17 protein-coding genes and 1 pseudogene are annotated in these 19,584 nt (G+C 41.8%); 13 read left to right on the forward strand and 5 right to left on the reverse strand.

The window, feature by feature from the left end; genetic code table 11:
- Window position 1 precedes the first annotated feature (1 nt).
- Together pstA and pstB are read left to right on the forward strand one after the other, a co-directional pair.
- On the forward strand, window positions 2–898 hold the full coding sequence (pstA, locus tag QUB80_RS25860; protein ID WP_289792346.1) for a phosphate ABC transporter permease PstA: 897 nt from the start codon (window positions 2–4) through the stop codon (window positions 896–898).
- A 66-nt stretch (window positions 899–964) separates the two neighbouring features.
- Window positions 965–1,792 carry a phosphate ABC transporter ATP-binding protein PstB gene (pstB, locus tag QUB80_RS25865; protein ID WP_289792347.1) on the forward strand — a complete coding sequence of 276 codons (828 nt, stop codon included), beginning with the start codon at window positions 965–967 and terminating at the stop codon, window positions 1,790–1,792.
- Window positions 1,793–1,811: 19 nt separating this feature from the next.
- Here the strand turns inward: pstB and QUB80_RS25870 are convergent, their stop codons facing one another.
- Window positions 1,812–3,062 carry a tetratricopeptide repeat protein gene (locus tag QUB80_RS25870; RefSeq protein ID WP_289792348.1) on the reverse strand — a complete coding sequence of 417 codons (1,251 nt, stop codon included), beginning with the start codon at window positions 3,060–3,062 and terminating at the stop codon, window positions 1,812–1,814.
- A 356-nt stretch (window positions 3,063–3,418) separates the two neighbouring features.
- Here QUB80_RS25870 and ssuD point away from each other — a divergent pair, with 356 nt between their 5' ends.
- Window positions 3,419–4,579 (forward strand): FMNH2-dependent alkanesulfonate monooxygenase, encoded by a 1,161-nt coding sequence (gene ssuD, locus QUB80_RS25875; protein WP_289792349.1) that lies wholly within the window; start codon window positions 3,419–3,421, stop codon window positions 4,577–4,579.
- A gap of 17 nt (window positions 4,580–4,596) precedes the next feature.
- On the forward strand, window positions 4,597–5,163 hold the full coding sequence (gene ssuE / locus QUB80_RS25880) for an NADPH-dependent FMN reductase (RefSeq protein ID WP_289792350.1): 567 nt from the start codon (window positions 4,597–4,599) through the stop codon (window positions 5,161–5,163).
- Window positions 5,164–5,279: 116 nt separating this feature from the next.
- Here ssuE and QUB80_RS25885 read toward each other — a convergent pair whose 3' ends face one another.
- Window positions 5,280–7,064 carry an L-histidine N(alpha)-methyltransferase gene (locus tag QUB80_RS25885; protein WP_289792351.1) on the reverse strand — a complete coding sequence of 595 codons (1,785 nt, stop codon included), beginning with the start codon at window positions 7,062–7,064 and terminating at the stop codon, window positions 5,280–5,282.
- A gap of 590 nt (window positions 7,065–7,654) precedes the next feature.
- On the opposite strand from QUB80_RS25885, the gene QUB80_RS25890 reads away from it, so the two are divergent.
- The 6 genes from QUB80_RS25890 (at window position 7,655) to QUB80_RS25915 (ending at window position 13,937) form a co-directional block, all read left to right on the forward strand.
- Window positions 7,655–8,008 carry a hypothetical protein gene (locus tag QUB80_RS25890; protein ID WP_289792352.1) on the forward strand — a complete coding sequence of 118 codons (354 nt, stop codon included), beginning with the start codon at window positions 7,655–7,657 and terminating at the stop codon, window positions 8,006–8,008.
- Between the two features lie 242 nt (window positions 8,009–8,250).
- Window positions 8,251–10,473, forward strand: a complete 2,223-nt coding sequence (locus QUB80_RS25895) for a peptidase domain-containing ABC transporter (RefSeq protein ID WP_289792364.1) — start codon at window positions 8,251–8,253, stop codon at window positions 10,471–10,473.
- Between the two features lie 7 nt (window positions 10,474–10,480).
- Entirely contained in the window at window positions 10,481–11,863 is a 1,383-nt protein-coding gene (locus tag QUB80_RS25900) for an HlyD family secretion protein (RefSeq protein ID WP_289792353.1), read from the forward strand.
- 124 nt (window positions 11,864–11,987) lie between these two features.
- Window positions 11,988–12,545 (forward strand): tannase/feruloyl esterase family alpha/beta hydrolase, encoded by a 558-nt coding sequence (locus tag QUB80_RS25905; RefSeq protein ID WP_289792354.1) that lies wholly within the window; start codon window positions 11,988–11,990, stop codon window positions 12,543–12,545.
- Window positions 12,505–13,128 carry a tannase/feruloyl esterase family alpha/beta hydrolase gene (locus tag QUB80_RS25910; protein ID WP_289792365.1) on the forward strand — a complete coding sequence of 208 codons (624 nt, stop codon included), beginning with the start codon at window positions 12,505–12,507 and terminating at the stop codon, window positions 13,126–13,128. Before QUB80_RS25905 ends, QUB80_RS25910 begins: the two co-directional genes overlap by 41 nt.
- Before the next feature lie 230 nt (window positions 13,129–13,358).
- Window positions 13,359–13,937 (forward strand): PadR family transcriptional regulator, encoded by a 579-nt coding sequence (locus QUB80_RS25915; protein WP_289792355.1) that lies wholly within the window; start codon window positions 13,359–13,361, stop codon window positions 13,935–13,937.
- Between the two features lie 482 nt (window positions 13,938–14,419).
- Here the strand turns inward: QUB80_RS25915 and QUB80_RS25920 are convergent, their stop codons facing one another.
- A complete protein-coding gene (locus QUB80_RS25920; RefSeq protein WP_502875329.1) occupies window positions 14,420–15,382 on the reverse strand; it encodes an AraC family transcriptional regulator in 963 nt (320 codons plus the stop codon).
- 291 nt (window positions 15,383–15,673) lie between these two features.
- On the opposite strand from QUB80_RS25920, the gene QUB80_RS25925 reads away from it, so the two are divergent.
- Both QUB80_RS25925 and QUB80_RS25930 read left to right on the forward strand, forming a co-directional pair.
- The gene (locus QUB80_RS25925; RefSeq protein ID WP_289792357.1) at window positions 15,674–16,090 is read left to right on the forward strand and encodes a DsrE/DsrF/DrsH-like family protein; all 417 of its coding nucleotides are present in this window, start codon (window positions 15,674–15,676) and stop codon (window positions 16,088–16,090) included.
- A gap of 236 nt (window positions 16,091–16,326) precedes the next feature.
- Window positions 16,327–16,818 carry a DUF4174 domain-containing protein gene (locus QUB80_RS25930; protein ID WP_289792358.1) on the forward strand — a complete coding sequence of 164 codons (492 nt, stop codon included), beginning with the start codon at window positions 16,327–16,329 and terminating at the stop codon, window positions 16,816–16,818.
- Between the two features lie 132 nt (window positions 16,819–16,950).
- On the opposite strand, the gene QUB80_RS25935 is transcribed toward QUB80_RS25930, so the two are convergent.
- Both QUB80_RS25935 and hemH read right to left on the reverse strand, forming a co-directional pair.
- Entirely contained in the window at window positions 16,951–17,532 is a 582-nt protein-coding gene (locus QUB80_RS25935) for a GNAT family N-acetyltransferase (RefSeq protein ID WP_336622349.1), read from the reverse strand.
- A 344-nt stretch (window positions 17,533–17,876) separates the two neighbouring features.
- Window positions 17,877–19,040, reverse strand: a complete 1,164-nt coding sequence (hemH, locus tag QUB80_RS25940; protein WP_289792359.1) for a ferrochelatase — start codon at window positions 19,038–19,040, stop codon at window positions 17,877–17,879.
- 137 nt (window positions 19,041–19,177) lie between these two features.
- On the opposite strand from hemH, the pseudogene QUB80_RS35310 reads away from it, so the two are divergent.
- A pseudogene (locus QUB80_RS35310) lies at window positions 19,178–19,413 on the forward strand (SAM-dependent methyltransferase); the annotation flags it as partial.
- Window positions 19,414–19,584 lie beyond the last annotated feature (171 nt).

Consider the following 19,584-nt stretch of genomic DNA (forward strand, 5'->3'; position numbering starts at 1 on the left):
CATGGCTACAATTTATCCAAGAGATGATTCTCACAATTCCGTAGTAGAATTTCTTGACAATGTTGATAAGAGAGAAAAAATAGGAAAAATATTTGAGATACTTTTTTTGTTAGGATTATTGATAGGTTTATTTGTCCTAGCGTTATTACTTTTTGACGTTTTACGAGACGGATTAGGCAGATTTTTGACACCCGGATTTTTGACTGAAACTCCTTCTCGTTTTCCCGATCAAGGTGGTATTCGCCCTGCTATTGTCAGCAGTGTTCTTTTAGGGGTTGTCGTTATTTTGATAACTGTACCGATTGGTGTAGGAGCAGCTTTATATCTTGAAGAATACGCACCCAAAACCTGGTGGGCAGCAATTATTGAGATTAATATTAGCAATCTAGCGGGAGTACCTTCTATTGTCTATGGATTGTTGGGTTTAGGTGTTTTCAATTATTTACTTGGATTTGGCCCTACTTTGATTTCTGGAGCGTTGACTTTATCTTTGTTGTCTTTACCAGTTATTATTGTGACAGCAAGAGAAGCAATTCGCGCAGTTCCCGATTCCCTCAGATATGCTTCTTACGGCTTGGGTGTGACTAAGTGGCAAACACTTAGTAATCACGTCATACCCTATGCTATTCCTGGTATTTTTACAGGAGTAATTATTTCTGTGTCTCGTGCTATTGGTGATGCCGCATCTTTGATTGTGGTTGGTGCTGTGGGTTTTCTTACCTTTAACCCTGGTTTGTTCCAGAGATTTATGGCATTACCTATTCAAATTTATAGTTACATTACTCGTCCAGAACCAGGTTTTGCTAATGCTGCTGCTGCAACAATTATTGTTTTAATACTTTTGGTTTTAGCTTTAAATGGTTTAGCAATCTATATTCGCCAACGCTTCTATCATTAAACAGTTAATTGCATAATTATTAACTGTTTAAATCTAGGTTTTATATATATTCAGAGAAAAGCTAAGATGAGTTATCATAACAGTAGAAATCAACTAAATTCCACACTCAATCAACAAGATGATGCTGTATTCGATGTTGAAGGTGTGAAGGTTTATTATGCTGGTTTTTTGGCACTTCTAGATGTCTATTTGAGAATTCCTCAAAAACAAATTACCGCTTTTATTGGCCCTTCAGGATGTGGTAAAAGCACTCTACTGCGTTGCTTTAATCGCATGAATGATTTAATCCCTGGAGCTAAGGTAGAAGGTAGGTTAATTTACCGCGATCGCAATATTTACGATTCCAAAATTAACTCTGTAAAACTGCGCCGACAAGTAGGAATGGTTTTTCAAAGACCGAATCCTTTTCCTAAATCAATATACGAGAATATTGCCTTTGGGCCGCGTTCTAACGGTTATAACGGTAATCTTGATGAACTAGTAGAAGAATCTCTCAAACGTGCTGCCATCTGGGATGAAGTTAAAGACAAGCTCAAAGCAAAGGGTACAGCTTTATCTGGCGGACAACAGCAACGGCTTTGCATTGCACGCGCGATCGCTATGAAGCCAGACGTATTATTGATGGATGAACCTTGCTCGGCTCTCGATCCCATTTCTACCCGTCAAGTAGAAGAACTCTGCCTAGAACTCAAGCAACAATACACCATCATTATGGTGACTCACAATATGCAACAAGCTTCAAGGATTGCTGATTGGACGGCGTTCTTCAATACAGAAATTGATGAGCATGGCAAACGTCGCGGTAAATTAGTCGAGTTCAGCCCTACAGAACAAATGTTCCATACTCCTACAACCACAGAAGCTGAGGAGTATATCAGTGGACGTTTCGGTTAATTTTTCTAACACAACCCTATCAAGCAGTAATGCCATAAATCCAACTCCGCTTTTGCGCCAGCAATAGTGCATCTTGATAAACTTGCTTAAACAAAACTCGCTGTGCATGACTACCACCAACAGAATGCAAGCGTGGTAAAACTGGTTTGAGTTGCGCTATGGCTGTGTTGAAATCACCTTTGGCATGAGCAACCATTCCCTTAGCTGCGGGAATTGCTACCTCTAACCAGCCTTGTCGTAGAAAAGGATTAATACTCAAAGCATATTGTTCCATACTCAGTAACATCTGGTTTACCCAGTCAGTAAGTCCAGCTTTAGCCATCGCATAGACGTAATGCAAGTCTTGAAAAGGTAGAGCGTGTTCATGAATACGAGGATAAAGATAGCTACTCAATTGTTGCCAGCGACTACCCACATTCACACCTTGTAACTCTAGTCGTAATAGAAGTGAAATTGCTCCGACTTGATCTTTGGGAGATAGTTTGCTGGCGCGTCCCCAAATATGGGTATCGTAAAGTGTCAAGACTTTCTCTGTATCGCCTCGCTCTAAATAATACAGGGCAATGTGCCACCAGTTATGGGTATACAGCATAGAGTTGCAGTTTTCCCAAGTATCAGCAAAAGCCTCCATCCAAGCGATACCTTCATCTACTCGCCCTTGAGTTTCCAAAACATGGGCAACGGCATGATGCGCCCAAGGATTGTAGCGATTCATTGCTGTTGCTTTACGTCCCATTGCTTCTGCTGCTGCTAGCTCGTGGCACTGTTCTAAACCAAACGCAACCATACCGTATAGATAATGGTTTTCAAGATTGCCAGGTAGAACCTTTTGGGCAATTTGCAATAATCTTTCTTTGTCACCCAAGTAAAAATAGTGATACTGTCCTTGCTGTACTGATATCAAGTCACGGGGAAATTTATTGGTAATCTCTTCATGGAGAGCGATCGCCACATCAATTTCTTTGTTTGCCCAAGCTAAAATTGCTTGCACATATAACTGTTCTCTATTAGTAATCTTGGCTATATTCTTTTGGGCTACTTGCAAATGGGCTTCGGCTTGCTGCCAAGCTATCCTGTTTTCTTGAGAAAGATAATAAGCAGCAGCATAGGCATGGGCTAAAGCACAAGTTGGATCTGCTGTAATTGCTTGCAAAATCGCTATTTCTGCATCTTTGCCATAAAAAAGCGCTCGATCAATAAAGCGGTTAATGGCTGCGATCGCGTCTGGTGAATCGGTTGTGACTGCTAGTCCTTGTGAATCTTTTATCATTAGTTAATTCCTCACACCAAAAATTCCCACAGACTAGAAGTCTGAATGGCAATTGTAACAATGGGGGAAACTCTCCATTGTCGCAACTGCCGCGCGATTTCTAATCACTAGGATTTGTAAATACTGTAAGTCAGTCGGAATAGTGTATTTAATATCGAGTATGTCACACGATTTTAAAAATAACAACAAGTAAACTACTGTAAAACGATAGATAAACTGTATTTAGTTTTGTAAATATATTGCGTTAACTTAGTTACCTATGCGATACTCTGAAGTGAAATAAATAATACGGTATACAGATAGATTTACCGTAATAAAAAAGCAGAGAAATTTTGCAGCGACTCTGAATAGACATCATGCAGCTACTTTGGTTTATTCCAACTCACGGTGAGGGGCGTTATCTTGGTACTGCCATTGGCGGGCGGGCAGTTAACTTTGATTACTGGCGGCAGATTGCCCAAGCCTTGGATCATTTGGGTTTTACGGGTGCATTACTACCTACAGGACGTTCTTGTGAAGACGCCTGGATTTTGGCATCAACTCTAGTAACGCATACTAAAAGAATGCGATTTTTGGTGGCAATTCGTCCGGGGTTGATGTCACCGGGGGTAGCGGCACGGATGGCAGCAACATTTGATCGCATATCCAGTGGAAGATTACTGATTAACGTCGTCACGGGTGGCGATCCTGTAGAATTGGCAGGGGATGGTTTGCATCTTTCCCATGATGATCGCTACGAATTAACAGATGAATTTTTGACGGTGTGGCGGCAGATTGCAGCAGGGGAAATTGCAGATTTCCAGGGAGATTATCTCAACATACAAGGTGGTAAGCTGCTCTTTCCAACAGTACAGAAACCTCATCCACCATTGTGGTTTGGAGGTTCTTCACCCATTGCCCAGCGTATTGCCGCTAAACACGTAGATGTGTATTTAACTTGGGGCGAACCACCAGAACAAGTTGCTGAAAAGATAGCTTCTGTAAAGCGGTTAGCAGAAGCAGAAGGCAGAACATTACGCTTCGGTATTCGCTTACACGTCATTGTGCGAGAAACTGAAGGCCAAGCATGGGATGCAGCTAATGATTTAATTCGTTACGTGGATGAAGAGGCGATCGCCAAAGCCCAACAAGCTTATTCACGTATGGATTCCGAAGGACAACAGCGAATGCAAAACTTACACAACGGCAGTCGCGAAGCTTTGGAAATCAGTCCGAATTTGTGGGCAGGAATTGGTTTAGTGCGGGGTGGTGCGGGAACTGCTTTGGTAGGCGATCCTGATACCGTTGTCAAAAGAATGCAGGAATATAGCGAATTGGGTATCGATACTTTTATCTTTTCTGGATATCCCCATTTAGAAGAAGCATATCGAGTTGCAGAATTACTCTTCCCGCGTTTGCCTCTGGAAAATCAGCCAATATTGGAACCACAAGTACTAAGTCCTTTTGGCGAAATTGTGGCTAACCGAGAATTTCCGAAACAGCAAATTAAAGAAAAGACAATTGCAACTGTAGATTAAAGAGGTTTTTAATCAAAATGACTAATATTTTAGCGATCGCTGGTAGCCCTTCCCATCCTTCCAGAACCTATGCAATTTTAGAATATGCTAGCAAGATTCTTTTACAGCAAGATTTACAGACAGATATTATTTCTGTACGGGATTTACCAGCACAAGATTTGGCATTTGGACGTTATGATAGTCCAGCATTAGAACAACCAAAAGCATTATTAGCAAAGGCAAGTGGAGTAATTATATCTACTCCCATATATAAAGCAGCGTACACAGGCGTACTTAAAGCATTTCTAGATTTATTACCCCAAAAAGCATTGGCGGGTAAAGTTGTACTACCAATAGCAACAGGTGGAACAATTGCTCATTTATTATCAGTTGAGTATGCCTTGAAACCTGTGTTATCTGAGTTAGGTGCGCGGCACATATTGAGTACAGTCTATGCTGTAGATAAACAAATTCAAATTCAAGCTGATGGTAGCGTGCAACTTGATGAAGAAATTGAGCAAAGATTAAAAGATGTTCTAAATGAGTTTGCTCAAGCAGTGAACCATTCCCAGAATATTGCTAAAGAGCTTGCCCATGCCGGTTAGTCAATAACGCTTCTCCCTAAATTGCCTAGTGAGCAGGTGAGTAATTCACATTCATCTGCTCATTTGTTGTCTGATTTTGATTAACCTAGCAGAATCAGCATTTTACGAGATGAAAATTACTTTTGTCGTTCGAGCATCATTACTACAAAACCAGTCCCTTTCTCTTCATGTAAATACATTTCCTCCCCAATAATTCTGAGACTCCTGGCTTCAATAAAGTTGTGAAGAGTGCTTTGAAGAAACTTTCGAGACCGATAAAGGCGGATTTTTTCTTGTGGATTTAATATTATATTTTCCTCCTCTGCAAGTATTATGTGAAGTGGCTTGGTGCTTTTATTTTCAAAAAAACAATCAATTTGTATTACCTGACCATAATTCTGCCAATCGTTCGAGGATACCTCAACTGTATAGAAATCATCCCTCTCAATCGGAGTCAGGTTTAGAAAAGCGTTCTGTAGAAGAGCGCTAAATGCAAACTTCCGAAAGGAGATATTTTCATACTCTGCTTGAATAGAACTTATTGTTCTCTGAAAATTTCTTGGCTCTAGTTTGTAAGGGTCAATAATCTGAACCTCAAAAAGTAGTAGATCATCATCTCTCATAACTCGCACAATGTTATCAAGAACTTGCTTCGGTTTCTCAACATTAGCGATTGTGTTACCAATAAACCCATACATTATGGGTTGTTGTTGTCCAAATATTTGGGCAATTTGAGCAATCTCTGTCATACCATCTTGAGTTTCAATGTCCCGTTGAATAGCAATGCGACGATGAACTGGTAACTCTTGAACTGCTCCAATTGCTACTCTTAACATTTCGCGACTCATATCAACTGGAACATATAAAAAATTGTCACGGGGCTGAGTGTTGCCATCTTCGTTGAAGAAATCTGAGATAATACCTTTATCCTTAGTTCCCTCACCCACACCAAGACTAACGAAGTTATAGCAATTCTTATCGACTAAATGAGTAAGCTTTCTAGCATATTGAGGAAATCTTTGAATATTATTTAGCATATGGTAAGCAGGGTCATAGCAGGCATTATTCCACATTCGAGTGGGACCTACACCACAGTAAGAATATCCAGATTGAATTCGACGATTTTCTTTGTTTTTCAAGTCAATAATAAAATCATTTAACTTATACAATGGATTTTCACCAACATAAGTTAGTAACCAATTACTTGTAAGTTCTAGCCTAGATACATTATTTACTAAATCTTCTAAATCATCTGTAAATATTGATTTACTCTCCAGCAATTCTATAATTTTTACTACCAGGGTTTGAGAATCAGTTGATGATTGCCACTCTGAATGTTCAATGCCTTGAAGCTCTTTATGTAGAGGATGGTTAAGCGGTAAGGCTATTGATTCTTTAATATGAATAAGTAAAAGAATTTTGTTAGGTTGAGTATTACACAACTGCCGAACCCGTTTCACTTCTTTCATAATGATGTCTGCTACTGAGTTTTTGGAAACTAGCAGCAGGAAACACTCGTATTGCTCTAGTTCTTCGTCGCTACATTGTAACCAGCTATCAGCTATTAATACTGCTTGTCCATCTGTCTCCAAAGCTTCATGTAATTGTTGAGCACAAGATAGTGCAGCTTGATTACTGAGATCCCTAATACTGACACTAAACTTTTGTACGAGTGGTTTGGGGTCAATAGAAGTGTCATCCAAGTCAGCAAATTTCTCCCATGGTAGACCTAACGCTTCACAGATTTTCAGAAAAATCTCCTTATCAACAGGTTTCCCATGCAAGAATCTTTGGACAGTACATAGAGCAATTTCTACTGCTTCTGCTAATTGTGCTTGACTTACAAAGTGACTACGCTTCTGAGCAGATCTAACTTGTGGAATATACTCTTTGCGAACTTTGAGTCCTCTTGAGTTTGGCATGGCTCATTCTATACAACGCTATGCACATTTTAAAACAGCAAGTAAGATAATTTTGCAAGTCAGTGATCACTCAGTATCAAATAAGAAATTTGAGTTCCTCTTAGTTGTAATAATAAGCACATATAATAAATGACATAGCAATAATTAATTCTTTTTCTCAGTAAAGCTTTTGTGTCTAAAAATACAACTTAAATCTATATGTCTAGGAAAGATAATAGTTGTGTAGGCAGTAATAATTCAATAACAACTCAATCGTTTATCAGTTTTTATTTTTCTTTCAAGATAAATTAAAAATATATTTTACAAGTCAGTAATAAGTCAATATAAAGTCATCTATTTCTCAGTTTCATAGTTAATCATTAATCGTCTAAAGTGAAATCAAGTTGGAGTTAATAAATAAGAATTAATTCCAAGTTAAACAATAGATTGTTCATCTGACAATTTGTTTTTTAATGATAATAAGTAATTTTACTATCAAAAACAAAATGTCTTTGAAGCAATCTCAACTATTTTCTAAATTGCGAAGTCCAACCTAAAACTAATTGATAGTTTTAGGTATTTTGATTCACTTGAATATTAGGAGAAAAACCATGTCGAATATTGACAAAATGCTTGAAAGTACTTCTGCTAATCAAGACTTATTTGTTGATTTAAATAAAAAAGATGCTGAAGCACTTAGTGGGGGAGCATTAGAGAGATTTACCATTTCTAACCGGACAAACGCTCGGATACCTTACTCGGTTGATGGATCAAGATTACGCTACTTGAACCCTGGTTCAGTTGCAAGTTGGGCTACTACACGAGGAGGAATAGTTGCTTTTGACTATGATGTTCGTCCAGGAGTCCAATTGCGCAGACGCAATTTATCCAATGGTCGGTATACATTTCTACCTGATACCAGGACTTCTTATAGAGGTGATATTGACATCTTTCGCATCGCCTAGTAATTAAATCTCAAGTAGATTTACTTGAATCTCTCCGGCTAGTTTTTCCTGGCTTCATACAACTCGAAGAGCCAACTACTTAGTTTGTTGAGCTAACAACCTGAAGACATTAGACTTGTTGCGACATAGTATCTAAAACTACATGAACCCAATACATAGCAGGTGTTCTCAGCGATTATGCAACAAGTCTATTATAAATTCGTGGCTCTTCGAGCTTTTTTTCTCTATTAAAAGCTCTAATGATGAAATACCCAATAGTTCTGCAACACAGTGAAGAAGATTGTGGTGCGGCTTGCCTTGCCACGATTGCCAAACACTACGGACGCACCTTTGCCATTTGTCGCATTCGAGAAGCTGTTGGCACTGGAGCGCAAGGTACTTCTCTACTGGGTTTGAGCCGAGGTGCAGAAACAATAGGATTTAATGCTCGCCAAGTTAAAGCTACTCCTCAACTCATTGACAGACTCAATGAAGCTCCTCTTCCAGCAATCATTCACTGGAGAGGCTATCACTGGGTAGTTCTGTACGGGCAAAAAGGGAAAAAATATGTAATTGCCGATCCTGCTGTAGGCATCCGGTATCTGACCCGCAAGGAATTGGTTGAAGGTTGGGGTAATGGTGTGATGCTGTTACTGATGCCAGATGACAGCCGTTTTTACGAGCAACCAGAAGATAAAGTTGGTGGTTTTGGACGTTATCTGAAGCGAGTTTTGCCCTATCGCGCCATTCTCGCCCAAGCCATTGCAATTAACATTGCCATCGGGCTACTTTCCCTTGTCTCTCCTTTAATGATGCAACTGCTCACCGATGACGTGCTGGTGCGGGGAGATACCCAACTGTTAACTGTGGTTGCAATTGGGGCGATCGCTATGAATTTATTTAGCAGTGCGATCGCTTTAGTCCAGTCTCACTTAATCGGTCACTTTGGTCAACGGCTGCAATTAGGACTAATTCTAGAATACGGACGACAACTCCTGCGCTTGCCTCTTTCGTATTTTGAAGGGCGACGCAGTGGGGAAGTAGTCAGCCGTATTGCCGATGTAGATCGCATCAATGAGCTAGTTTCCGAGGTTGTCCTGGGTTTACCCAGCCAATTCTTTATCGCTTTAGTTTCCTTAGGATTTATGCTCTTCTATAGTTGGGGATTAACTTTAGCTTCCCTGGCTGCTTTTATAATTGTCACTTTAGTCAACCTGCTGTTTCTCCCGGCTTTGCGCGCCAAAACCCGCAGTCAAATCGTTTTAGGTACAGAAAACCAAGGCTTTCTCGTCGAAACTTTTCGCGGCGTACAGGTGCTAAAAACTACCCAAGCCACACCCCAAGCTTGGCAAGAGTATCAAACAAATTATGGTCGCCTGGCTAACTTGGGCTGGAATACGATGAAGCTAGGGCTTTACAGTGGCACAATCACTAGTATTTTTTCCAGTTGCACTAGTGTTGCCTTACTTTGGTTGGGCAGTTATTTAGTAATTAATCGCACCTTAAGTACTGGTCAGTTGCTTGCCTTTAGCGGTATGAGTGGCAACTTTCTCGGCTTTTTGAGTTCCGTCATCGGCTTAGTTGATGAGTTTATCACTGCCCAGATTGTCATCCAACGTCTGACAGAAGTGATTGATGCTACCCCAGAAGATGAAAAAGATTTCAAAAAGCCTTGGACAGAAATTCCTGGCAATGCAGATATTACTTGCACTGACCTCAATTTCCACCATGCAGGTAGAGTTGACCTGCTGCAAGATTTTTCCCTCACTATCCCAGGCGGTCAAACCATTGCCTTAATTGGTAAATCTGGCTGTGGTAAAAGCACCCTAGCCAAAATAATGGCTGGCCTATATTCGCTTCAGTCTGGCAACATCCGCTATGGGATCTATAATCAGCAAGACCTCTCCTTGGAATGCTTACGACAACAGGTAGTGTTAGTTCCTCAAGAACCTCATTTCTGGAGTCGCTCAATTCTTGAAAACTTCCGCTTTAGCTATCCCCAGATTCAGTTTGAACAAATTGTCACAGCTTGCGAGATTGCTGGTGCAGATGAGTTTATCAGTAAATTACCCGACAAGTATCAAACTGTTTTAGGTGAATTTGGCGCGAATCTCTCTGGTGGTCAAAAGCAAAGATTAGTGATCGCCAGAGCCATTGTTACCGATCCACCCGTACTAATTTTAGATGAATCGACTGGCGCTCTCGACCCAGTCAGTGAAGCCCAAGTTCTAGAAAGACTGCTTTCTCATCGAGAAGGTAAAACCACAATTTTAATTAGCCATCGTCCCAAAGTGATCGAACGAGCAGATTGGATTGTACTACTGGAGGAAGGACACTTGAAAATTCAAGGGACTCCTGAAACTCTACGGCAAGTATCTGGCGATCATTTGGACTTCCTCGACGGCGTTGTTTTATCAACAACTAGCTTGATATTGCCATCCTGCAACTCTCAGCTGAACGGTAAATCTCCTGCTATCAGCAAATAAAACTATCATGCTTAACCTTTCCAACTCCGATTACCTACCTCCAATCCAAGACAACGAGTTTCTGCCACCAATTGGTCGTTGGACTACTATAAGTGCATTAGTTATTGTCTGTGCTGTCGGACTAGCCATTCCCACTGCCTCTGTAACTAAATATAAGGTGACAGTCAAAGGACAGGCTACTGTTCGTCCTGCTGGGGAATTGCGAATGGTTCAAGCTGCTACAGACGGTCAGGTAATGCAAGTCTTTATTGTAGAGAATCAAGTTGTCAACAAAGGGGATGTGATTGCTACTATTGATCACTCGAAGTTGCAAACTAAAAGGAGCCAACTGCAAAGTAACATTCAGCAGAGTCGATTACAACTGGTTCAGATCGATGCTCAAGTGAGCGCGATCGCTCGCCAAAGGGGAGCCGAAACTGACCGAATTGAGCGCATTGTTGCTGCGGCTGAATTTGAACTCTCGCACCGCAGCCGAGACTATCGGGACAAGCAAATTATTACTACTGCTGATGTTGAAGAAGCCGAGGCAAACGTCAAAGCAGCGATGGCTGGTTTTAGAGCAGCCCAAACCAAACGAAACAGGTACGAAGGTGTAGCCAAAGTAGGAGCCTTGTCGCAAGACCAATTTGAGGAAGCACAATTAGCCGTTCGCCAGCACTCATCAGCAGTTGAGTCAGCTAAAGCCAAGTTGCAGCGCGTTCGAGCTGCTCTCAATCCTAGTCATGCAGAAGTTGCGATCGCTTCTGAGCGTCTTGCCCAAGAAAAAGCTACGGGAAAAGCCGCGATCGCGACGTTAGATAAAGAACGTCTTGCTCTGATCGGGCAACGGATTGAAATCCAAAAACAGCTAGAGCGCGATATCCATGAATTTCAACAAGTTAACAGCGATTTTAGCCAGACAGTGATTACAGCCACAGCAGACGGCATCATCTCCAAGCTAAATCTACGAAACCCTGGTCAAACTATATCTGCGGGAGGGGAGATTGCCCAGATTGTCCCCAGCAATGCTCCAATGGAGGTGAAGGCGATGGTACGGCTTCAAGACAGAAATAAGTTGAAACAAGGGCAAAATGTACAGATGCGGGTTTCTGCCTGTCCTTATCCAGATTATGGCACTCTTAAGGGTAAAGTGAAGGCGATCGCTCCAGATGCAATCGTTCCCCAAAGAAATGGTACTACCACCACCCCGCTCACAGCTACTAATCAAAAAACATCTGCTATTGATGCCTTCTACGAGATAACAATTAAACCAGAAAGTCTTTCTCTAGGTGAAAGTAAACACCAATGTGTGCTTCAACTGGGAATGGAGGGTAGTGTCGATATTATTTCTAGGGAAGAGACTGTGCTTAAACTCTTGCTTAGGAAAGCAAGGCTAATCGCGGACTGGTGACTTTAGCAAATAAATACCGTGATAGCTTAATCGTTCTCTCTTACGTAAATTGTGATAGGAAAAAATCAAACAAAGAATTTTATTAAAGACTACTGTCTGTTGTTTTTTTGAGATAATTTATTTCTTGGTAATCCTTAACGTACTCCTCCAAAGAGAAGAAAGTCTGAGGAGCGTCCACATCATCATTGCAGGCGCACCTGCTGCCATCCAAGCGCCACTCAATGGAGAATACGAAACGTGGAATGGGCGCGCGAACCAAGATTCACAAGGAAATCCCATTCTGCCCGTTGATAAACTGGCGCTGATTCATAAGGCGGCGATCGCAAATTGTGACGGTAAAGATGGTCTAGTCGATGGACAAATCACCGATCCAAGAGTCTGCACGTTGAAGCCCCAATCGCTTCGTTGTACTGACAATCGCGCTACTGCAACCTGTTTAACAACAGCTGAGATTGCAGTCGTCAATAAACTCTATCAGGGTGCTGTGGATCGTCAGGGGAGGTTACTTTATCCAGGCAGCCAAACGATTGGGTCAGAACTTGGGTGGGCAGGTTTGAGTATTGGCAGAGATGGAATGCCACCAATGGCAGCAGAAATCTCCAACAGCTATCTGAAATATCTCGCCTTTCCTAAAAGTCCTCCTGCATCTTTACTCTTACAAAGACTGGCAATTTACGGTTGAGGGCTTTGATCGGCTACGTCCTCTGGGCAAAGTCTACAACGCGACCAATCCTAACCTCAAAGCGTTTCGCGATCGTGGTGGAAAACTCATTCTCTATCATGGGTGGGCTGATCCAGCGATTCCCCCTCAAGGCACACTCGCTTACTATCAGACAGTTCAAGATACTATGGGCGGTCTTGTCAAGGTGCAATCGTTTGCTAGATTGTTTATGCTGCCTGGAGTGTATCACTGTCAGGGCGGAACCAGTCCCAGCCGTGTGGATTGGCTCACACCGATAGTAGCATGGGTTGAGCAAGGCACTCCTCCAACTAAAATCATTGCCTCCCAAACGGCTGATGATTCAGCGAGCGGTGGTTTTAGCAATCCAACCGAGGAAGCAACGGGAAACAATGCAAAAATTGTCAGAACAAGACCGATATTTCCTTACCCGATGCAAGCTAGATACAACGGCAAGGGAAGTATTGACGATGCTGCAAACTTTGTAGAAGTGATGCCTTCCCAAATCCCAATGATCGTATTGATTGGATCGGAAATGATTTGTTTAAGCCTCAGTAATCTTAGAAAGTTTCTACTTTTTTTGTGAAATGGTATCAGATGCATACTTTAAGGGCATTGGTTGTTTTCAGCATTCAGTCGTCTGTAGGACAGTAATTTGAAATTGCTTGCCTAACTGCCAGACATAAGCCGATTGTTTATGGGCAATCAACAGTTGAGCAAGTATGTAGAATTTGTGATTGACAAACTCGATATATCGCGTTATATTTTCATTAATTAACGATATATCGTGATATATTAAAAATACAAGAATTACATATGTTCAGAAAATTTCATCCACGTCATCTCGTACCAGCATGGGCAGGAGTTGGATCTGGCAATCAATTTTTCATAAGTGGGCGACATGGACGTAGAGGTTCGCCTAGAGATGGCTGGGGAGATGAACCTCGCACCCGTCGTGGGGACATCAAATTCATGCTGCTTGGACTTCTATCTGAGCGTCCCCAGCACGGTTATGAACTGATTAAAGAACTAGAAACCCGTCGCGGAGGCTTTCACCGCCTTAGTCCGGGTTCTGTCTATCCAACGCTCCAGATGCTGGAAGAAGGTGGTTATTTGACCAGTGAGAAAGTCGATGGAAAGCGTGTTTACACGATTACACAGAGCGGTAGACAATTATTGAGCGATCGCAACCAACAGGCTGATTCAAAAAACACTTATGACAGTTTTACGGAAAGCAAGCCTTCTGAATTGATTGAGTTGCGGCGTACTTTAACCCAATTGAATGATGCTGTCACACAAATTGCACGCAGTGGTAATTTAGAGCAAGTAAATCGAGTACGCGATCTGCTTGTTCAAGTAAAGCGTGAAATTTACAAGTTTCTTGCAGAGCAGTAACACATTAAGAGCAACTCAACTTTCTTGAAGATAGCTGGAGTTTCCGTCGTTATTAACTTCATCTAGTGTCAAGTACCAAGTTTCACCCTTATACTTACCGTTTATGGGTTGATACAAAAGATATTGGGCTCTAATAGCAACAATTTTTAGTTTCATTCCTTTGCACGGATGGCGCTGATCCGCAATCTGGATTATCTGACTAGGGGCGAAAGAAAGCGCGCTCGTACCCTGTTTCTCTAAGGATTTGATAGGCGATCGCTCCTCTTAATTTCCCAGCCGTATGCAAGCAGTATTATATTTGGGTACAGCCAAAGTATTTTGATAGAAGTGCGATACTTCTCACTGAGCCGCCTTAGCATTCTTAAGAGTTTTGGATTAAAAAGGAATGTTATTTTTCTAAACTTTTCTTAGTAACACTTTCAGCCGTGACGTGGTAGCTGGTGACAAGCTCGTTACTGTTACCCTTACTAGGATGAAATTGCTTACACTATACCCCAGTGATGACGCCATGTCCCAGGAGGCTTTCCTGTATACCGTTTAAACGCACGATTAAAAGCGGCTTCTGACTCGTAACCAACTTGGCTGGCAATTTTGGCAATGCTCTCGTCTGTATTTTGCAGGTAGTGAGCTGCTAACTGAAGCCGCCACTGGGTGAGGTATTGCATCGGCGGTTGCCCCAGAAGTTCAGTAAAGCGGTTTGCTAAGGCTGAACGGGAAACACCAACTTGTTTGGCTAGTTCTGAAACCGTCCAGGGATGAGCAGGATCTGTATGTATCCAGTTCAGTGCCTGACCAATAATTGAATCATTCAAGGCAAGAACTCCTACCATTTGTTCTTTCGGGGAATTCTGCATATAGTTCCGCAGAATTTCAATAAACATGAGTTCCACCAGTCGAGTCAATAAACACACACTTCCTGGTTGAACACAGTCTGCTTCTTGAATAATGTACTGAACACCAGTTTTCAGAAGCGGTGTAGTCAGATCTGCAAACACTTGAATGTGCATGAACCCTGGCAGACTTTTTAGGAAGGGATGCAGTAGCAGTTGCTCGCATTGCAAAAATCCGCACACTAAGCGAGTTATCTTCCCACCACCGCCATAGGTCAGGGTTGGGGGTTCTTGCCAGGGTGGAGAAGGCAACAATTCGACAATCGGCATCGGTGCTCCCTCAAGGCGATCGCCCAAAATGTGAGCATCTCCGTGCGGAAAAATAATGATATCACCAGGGGAAAGTGCTTGACAGATATCGGTTTTAGCTTTTACCCAGCAGTTACCCTCCGCAACAATATGAAAAGGAACAATATGGGTTGTATCAGACTGGATCGTGTGCGCGAAGTTTGAGCAGGAGGGGGTTTCAATAATCCAGGGAGTCGAAAACTCTGGACGTAGGTCAATGACTCCAGAAAATCGGATGACCCGCAGTATATCTGAAAGTACATCCATAGAGATGATGGGGGCTAGTGGAAGTAACCTGGCTACGCTAGCAGGCATCGCCTGGAGCTTTAGTCAAAAATCCTAGTATTTTAGTCATTGCATATTTAAAGCAAATAGTCAAGTATAGAGTTACAGCTATAGGCAACTTTGGAGAAGTTCTATAAGCCTGAGCAATTCAGGGTGACAAGCTACTGTTCAATGTTACTCAACTCTGATTGCCAGTTTTTTGCGATCGTTGCTTAGTTGCTTAGTTAATCGTAAATATTTGCGATATCTGTTGACCAATTAAAGGAAAATACCATGAAAAAGATGGCTATTGTTATTCGAGATGATGCATATGATCGGCTTTACACGCCATTGACATTTGCTTATGTTGCAGCGAAACAGGGTGTTGAAGTCAACATTTTGTTTGTGCTATGGGCAGTACGGGTTCTGACAGAGCAGGGCGCTAAGGCAGTCAAAATCGCTCACCAGCACGCTACAGAAGAAGAGTGGTTCAAAGACAGAGTGCGGCGTGACGGTGATCCGCTTGCGATCCATGATTTCATCAAGTTGGTGAAACGGACGGGTAATGTGCATTTCTATGGATGTCAACTGGCAGCAGCTACGTTCGATGTGACCCAATCACAGTTTATCCCAGAGGCAGAGGGCATCGTAGATTCGCTCTGGTTCTTGGAAGAGAAAGCGATCAAGGCAGATCACTGTCAGTATTTCTGATGTGGGCTATTGCTCCTCCCAATGTCCCAGCCGTGTGCAAGCAGTATTGTGTTTAGGTGCAGCGAAAGTCGGCTTGATAGGAGTGCGATCGCACTTTTAGCTGGATTATAACTATTTTCAAATTAAACAAACATCACTAAAGACAGAGGAAAATTGGCACAAGTAAGTGGCACTGTGAAGCAATGCCTATAAATAACTACAAAACTTTAAGCAGTACTAGGAGGAATAGTTCGATTTTGAACAAGTTAGTGTTAATTTTCCTTACCCTGCAAACGTCTTTACTCCTATCATTAGTTACTCAATCGGGAGCATCCCAAGTTTTACCCAATCATGCCAAAAGAATGTCTTCATTTAACCTAACTGACCAAAGGTGGAAAAATCGTGTGCTGGTAGTTTTCGCTCCTTCTGACAATAACAATGCCTATGAGCAACAGATACAACTTTTTTCTGAGTACAAAGCTGGTTTTGCAGAAAGAGACTTAGTGCTAGTTCAAGTTTTAGCAGTAGGTAATAATTATGCGAACGAAGAGCAAATAGACGAATCTTCGACTGCCAAGTTGCGCGATCGCTTTGGAATTGGTAAAGAGGATTTTCGCGTCATTTTAGTGGGTAAAGATGGTCGTGTTAAGCGCCGTGACACTGTACCAGTCGAAGCAACAACAATTTTTGATGAAATTGACGCTATGCCTATGCGCCAGCAAGAAATGCAACAGCGAGGTAGAAATTAGCTAAAATTCTACTTATATTTTAAGATGAAGATATTTAAAGTATTAGAATTGTATGTCAGTTAGGCTATAAGAGCTAAATTACAGTGTTCCACATCTTTAATCTTTGTACATAATCGGTGTGCAACGGAGTTGTTAGGTATCATGGTTGAAGTGTAATACGAGATACTCCTCATCAAAGTATGTACCATCAATAAATAAAGCATTACGCTCTAAGCCAAAACGCTCAAAACCCCGTGACCTATAAAGAGAGCAGGCTGCTAAATTGTTTGTAGTGACCGTGAGGACTATCTGTCGCAGACAACCAAGTCGTCGGGCATGGGATAATGCCTCATCAAGAAGCGCGGCTCCAACACCTCGCCTGCGAAACTCAGGCAAAACATACATACTCCAGAGAGAACCAATGTGAGCACGCTTCAAACGGCTCTCGCGTGAGAAGCCGAGCATACCAATAAGTCGATCTCTGTCGCCGAAAGCACCGAAAATGCCATTGGCAGAATCATCATGAGGGCGAAGTCTGGCAGCAAAGTCGGTCAAAGAAAAACAGGATTCCTGCTCATAACTGGAACCAAAAGCCGTCGGTGACTCTCTCAATGCTTGGAGACGCAGGTCACGGTAAACGACGACATCCTGGGAGTTTAGAAATCGGATTTCCATTTCACAAAGCGAGAAAGGATATTTAGAATTTTTCTGGATACTGACCAATTTTGATTGCATGACAACAAGTCTAATCACACGCTTGCCCCAAGTTTTCTTTTGATTATGAAGAGAACTGAGCGATCGCTCCCACTAAAATATGAAACCACACCGTTTTAGCAGTGTGGTGAGGTTTAGAATAACGCTTTTGAAATAGGAGATTTATGTTTATAACGACCATCGCGTCGTGTTATTGGAAACTACAAAGCCCAAATGCAACATTCCGGACAGCAACCAAAATTATTCGGTTGTTTTTATATGAGTACTTGACTTGATTAGAGAAAACCAATAACGGCGCTCCCAAAGGAGCACTGTTTCTTCTATTGGCTTTTGTTTTTTAGTCATTGGTCTTTTGTTACACTTGACTACAAAATCCCAAGCATATGTAATAGACCATGTCCAGTAATTAATTCAATCATCAAGCCAATAAAACCAAGCATGGCAATGCGGCCATTCCACACTTCTGCACTTGTAGTAATTCCCCATTCCCAACGCTCTGGTGGATAGATTTTGACTTTTTTCTTCATTTGGTAGACTTGCGAAAGCTTAATACTGGGAGCTTTGAGGGCATCAACTACCAAGTCTGCTAACGCTTTAATAAATACTGGATGAGTATTAAGAGCAGGTACGCGACGGAAGTTATGAATTCCTGCTTCCTCTGCAATTTCTCGATACTCAAGGTCAATTTCTTCGAGCGTCTCTATATGTTCAGATACGAAACTTATAGGCACTACAACCAAGTCTTTTACGCCTTTTTCTGCTAGTTCTGGGATGGCATCTTCAGTATAGGGTTGCAGCCATTCTACAGGGCCAACACGGCTTTGGTAAGCCAATGTATGAGCATTAGGACGATTGAGTGTCTGCATAATCAAATAGGTGCATTCCTCAATCTCTTGCTGATAAGGGTCACCTGCTTCTTCAACATAACTTTTGGGAACTCCGTGAGCGCTGAAGAATATATGAGCCTCATCTGCATTGGGCAGTTGATCAAGTTCTTGAGCTATCAGTGCCGCCATTGCTTGAAGATATCCTGGTTGCTTGTACCAGGAGGGAATAACGGTATATTCAATTCGCTGGAGTCTTGGGTCTTGTTGCCAAATTATCTCTAAAAGCCGAAAGCTAGAGCCGCTGGTACTGATAGAAAATTGGGGATAAAGTGGCAATATAACCAATTTTTCGATACCGTCTTGGTTAAGGCGAGCGATCGCTTCTTCCGTATAAGGATGCCAGTAACGCATACCAATGTATATGTTGGCTTCCTGTCCCAAAAAGTGCAGTTGTTCTTTTAAAGCTTCGCCCTGGGCTTCAGTAATACGTCGCAATGGGGAACCACCCCCTATTTTGCGGTAGTTTTCTTGAGATTTTTTGGTACGGCGTGAGGCAATAAACCAAGCTAGGGGCTTTTGCAACCAGGGAAAAGGTAGGCGAATGATCTCTGGATCAGAAAACAAGTTATATAAAAACGGTCCTACATCCTCTAATTTCTCCGGACCACCGAGATTGAGTAGTAATACGCCTACACGACCCATAGCAGTAACAATCCCCCAATCTTTTCAGCTTTTTACTAATGTTAACAATAATATCTTGATCTAAATATATAAGTTAACTAAAAGGAAAGAAGTAATGGCACCTATATTTAAGAGATTAGAGTTACAGTTACCAGTGGCTGTATGATTCCATACTCGTGTAACCGCTTTAAGCATAGCGGTGAGGTAAAATTTCGCCAACTAGCTTTGTGTGGTTTAACAATTCACTACAGATACAAAAATTATCGACTTATGTTGCGGTAGTACACAAGCAACAAAATTTTTGGTGAAATATTCACATTCGCAAAATGTAATCGACTTAGACGCTTCACCTTTATCTTTGGATAGAACAAAGCAAATACTACCTCAAGTAGATGCAAAAATAAGTTCTTTCTTTGAAACAGAGACTGATTGGGAATTATTAAAGACTAATTTGCTATAATTATCTACTAACCGAAAGCCTCCTGTAGATGAGTAAAGGAGGCATTTTTGATTAGATTAGTAATAAAAAACCTGGCACCGAGCTATTTTCACGTGGGGCAACCCC

This window comes from Chlorogloeopsis sp. ULAP01 (genome assembly GCF_030381805.1).
Taxonomy (GTDB): Bacteria; Cyanobacteriota; Cyanobacteriia; order Cyanobacteriales; family Nostocaceae; genus Chlorogloeopsis.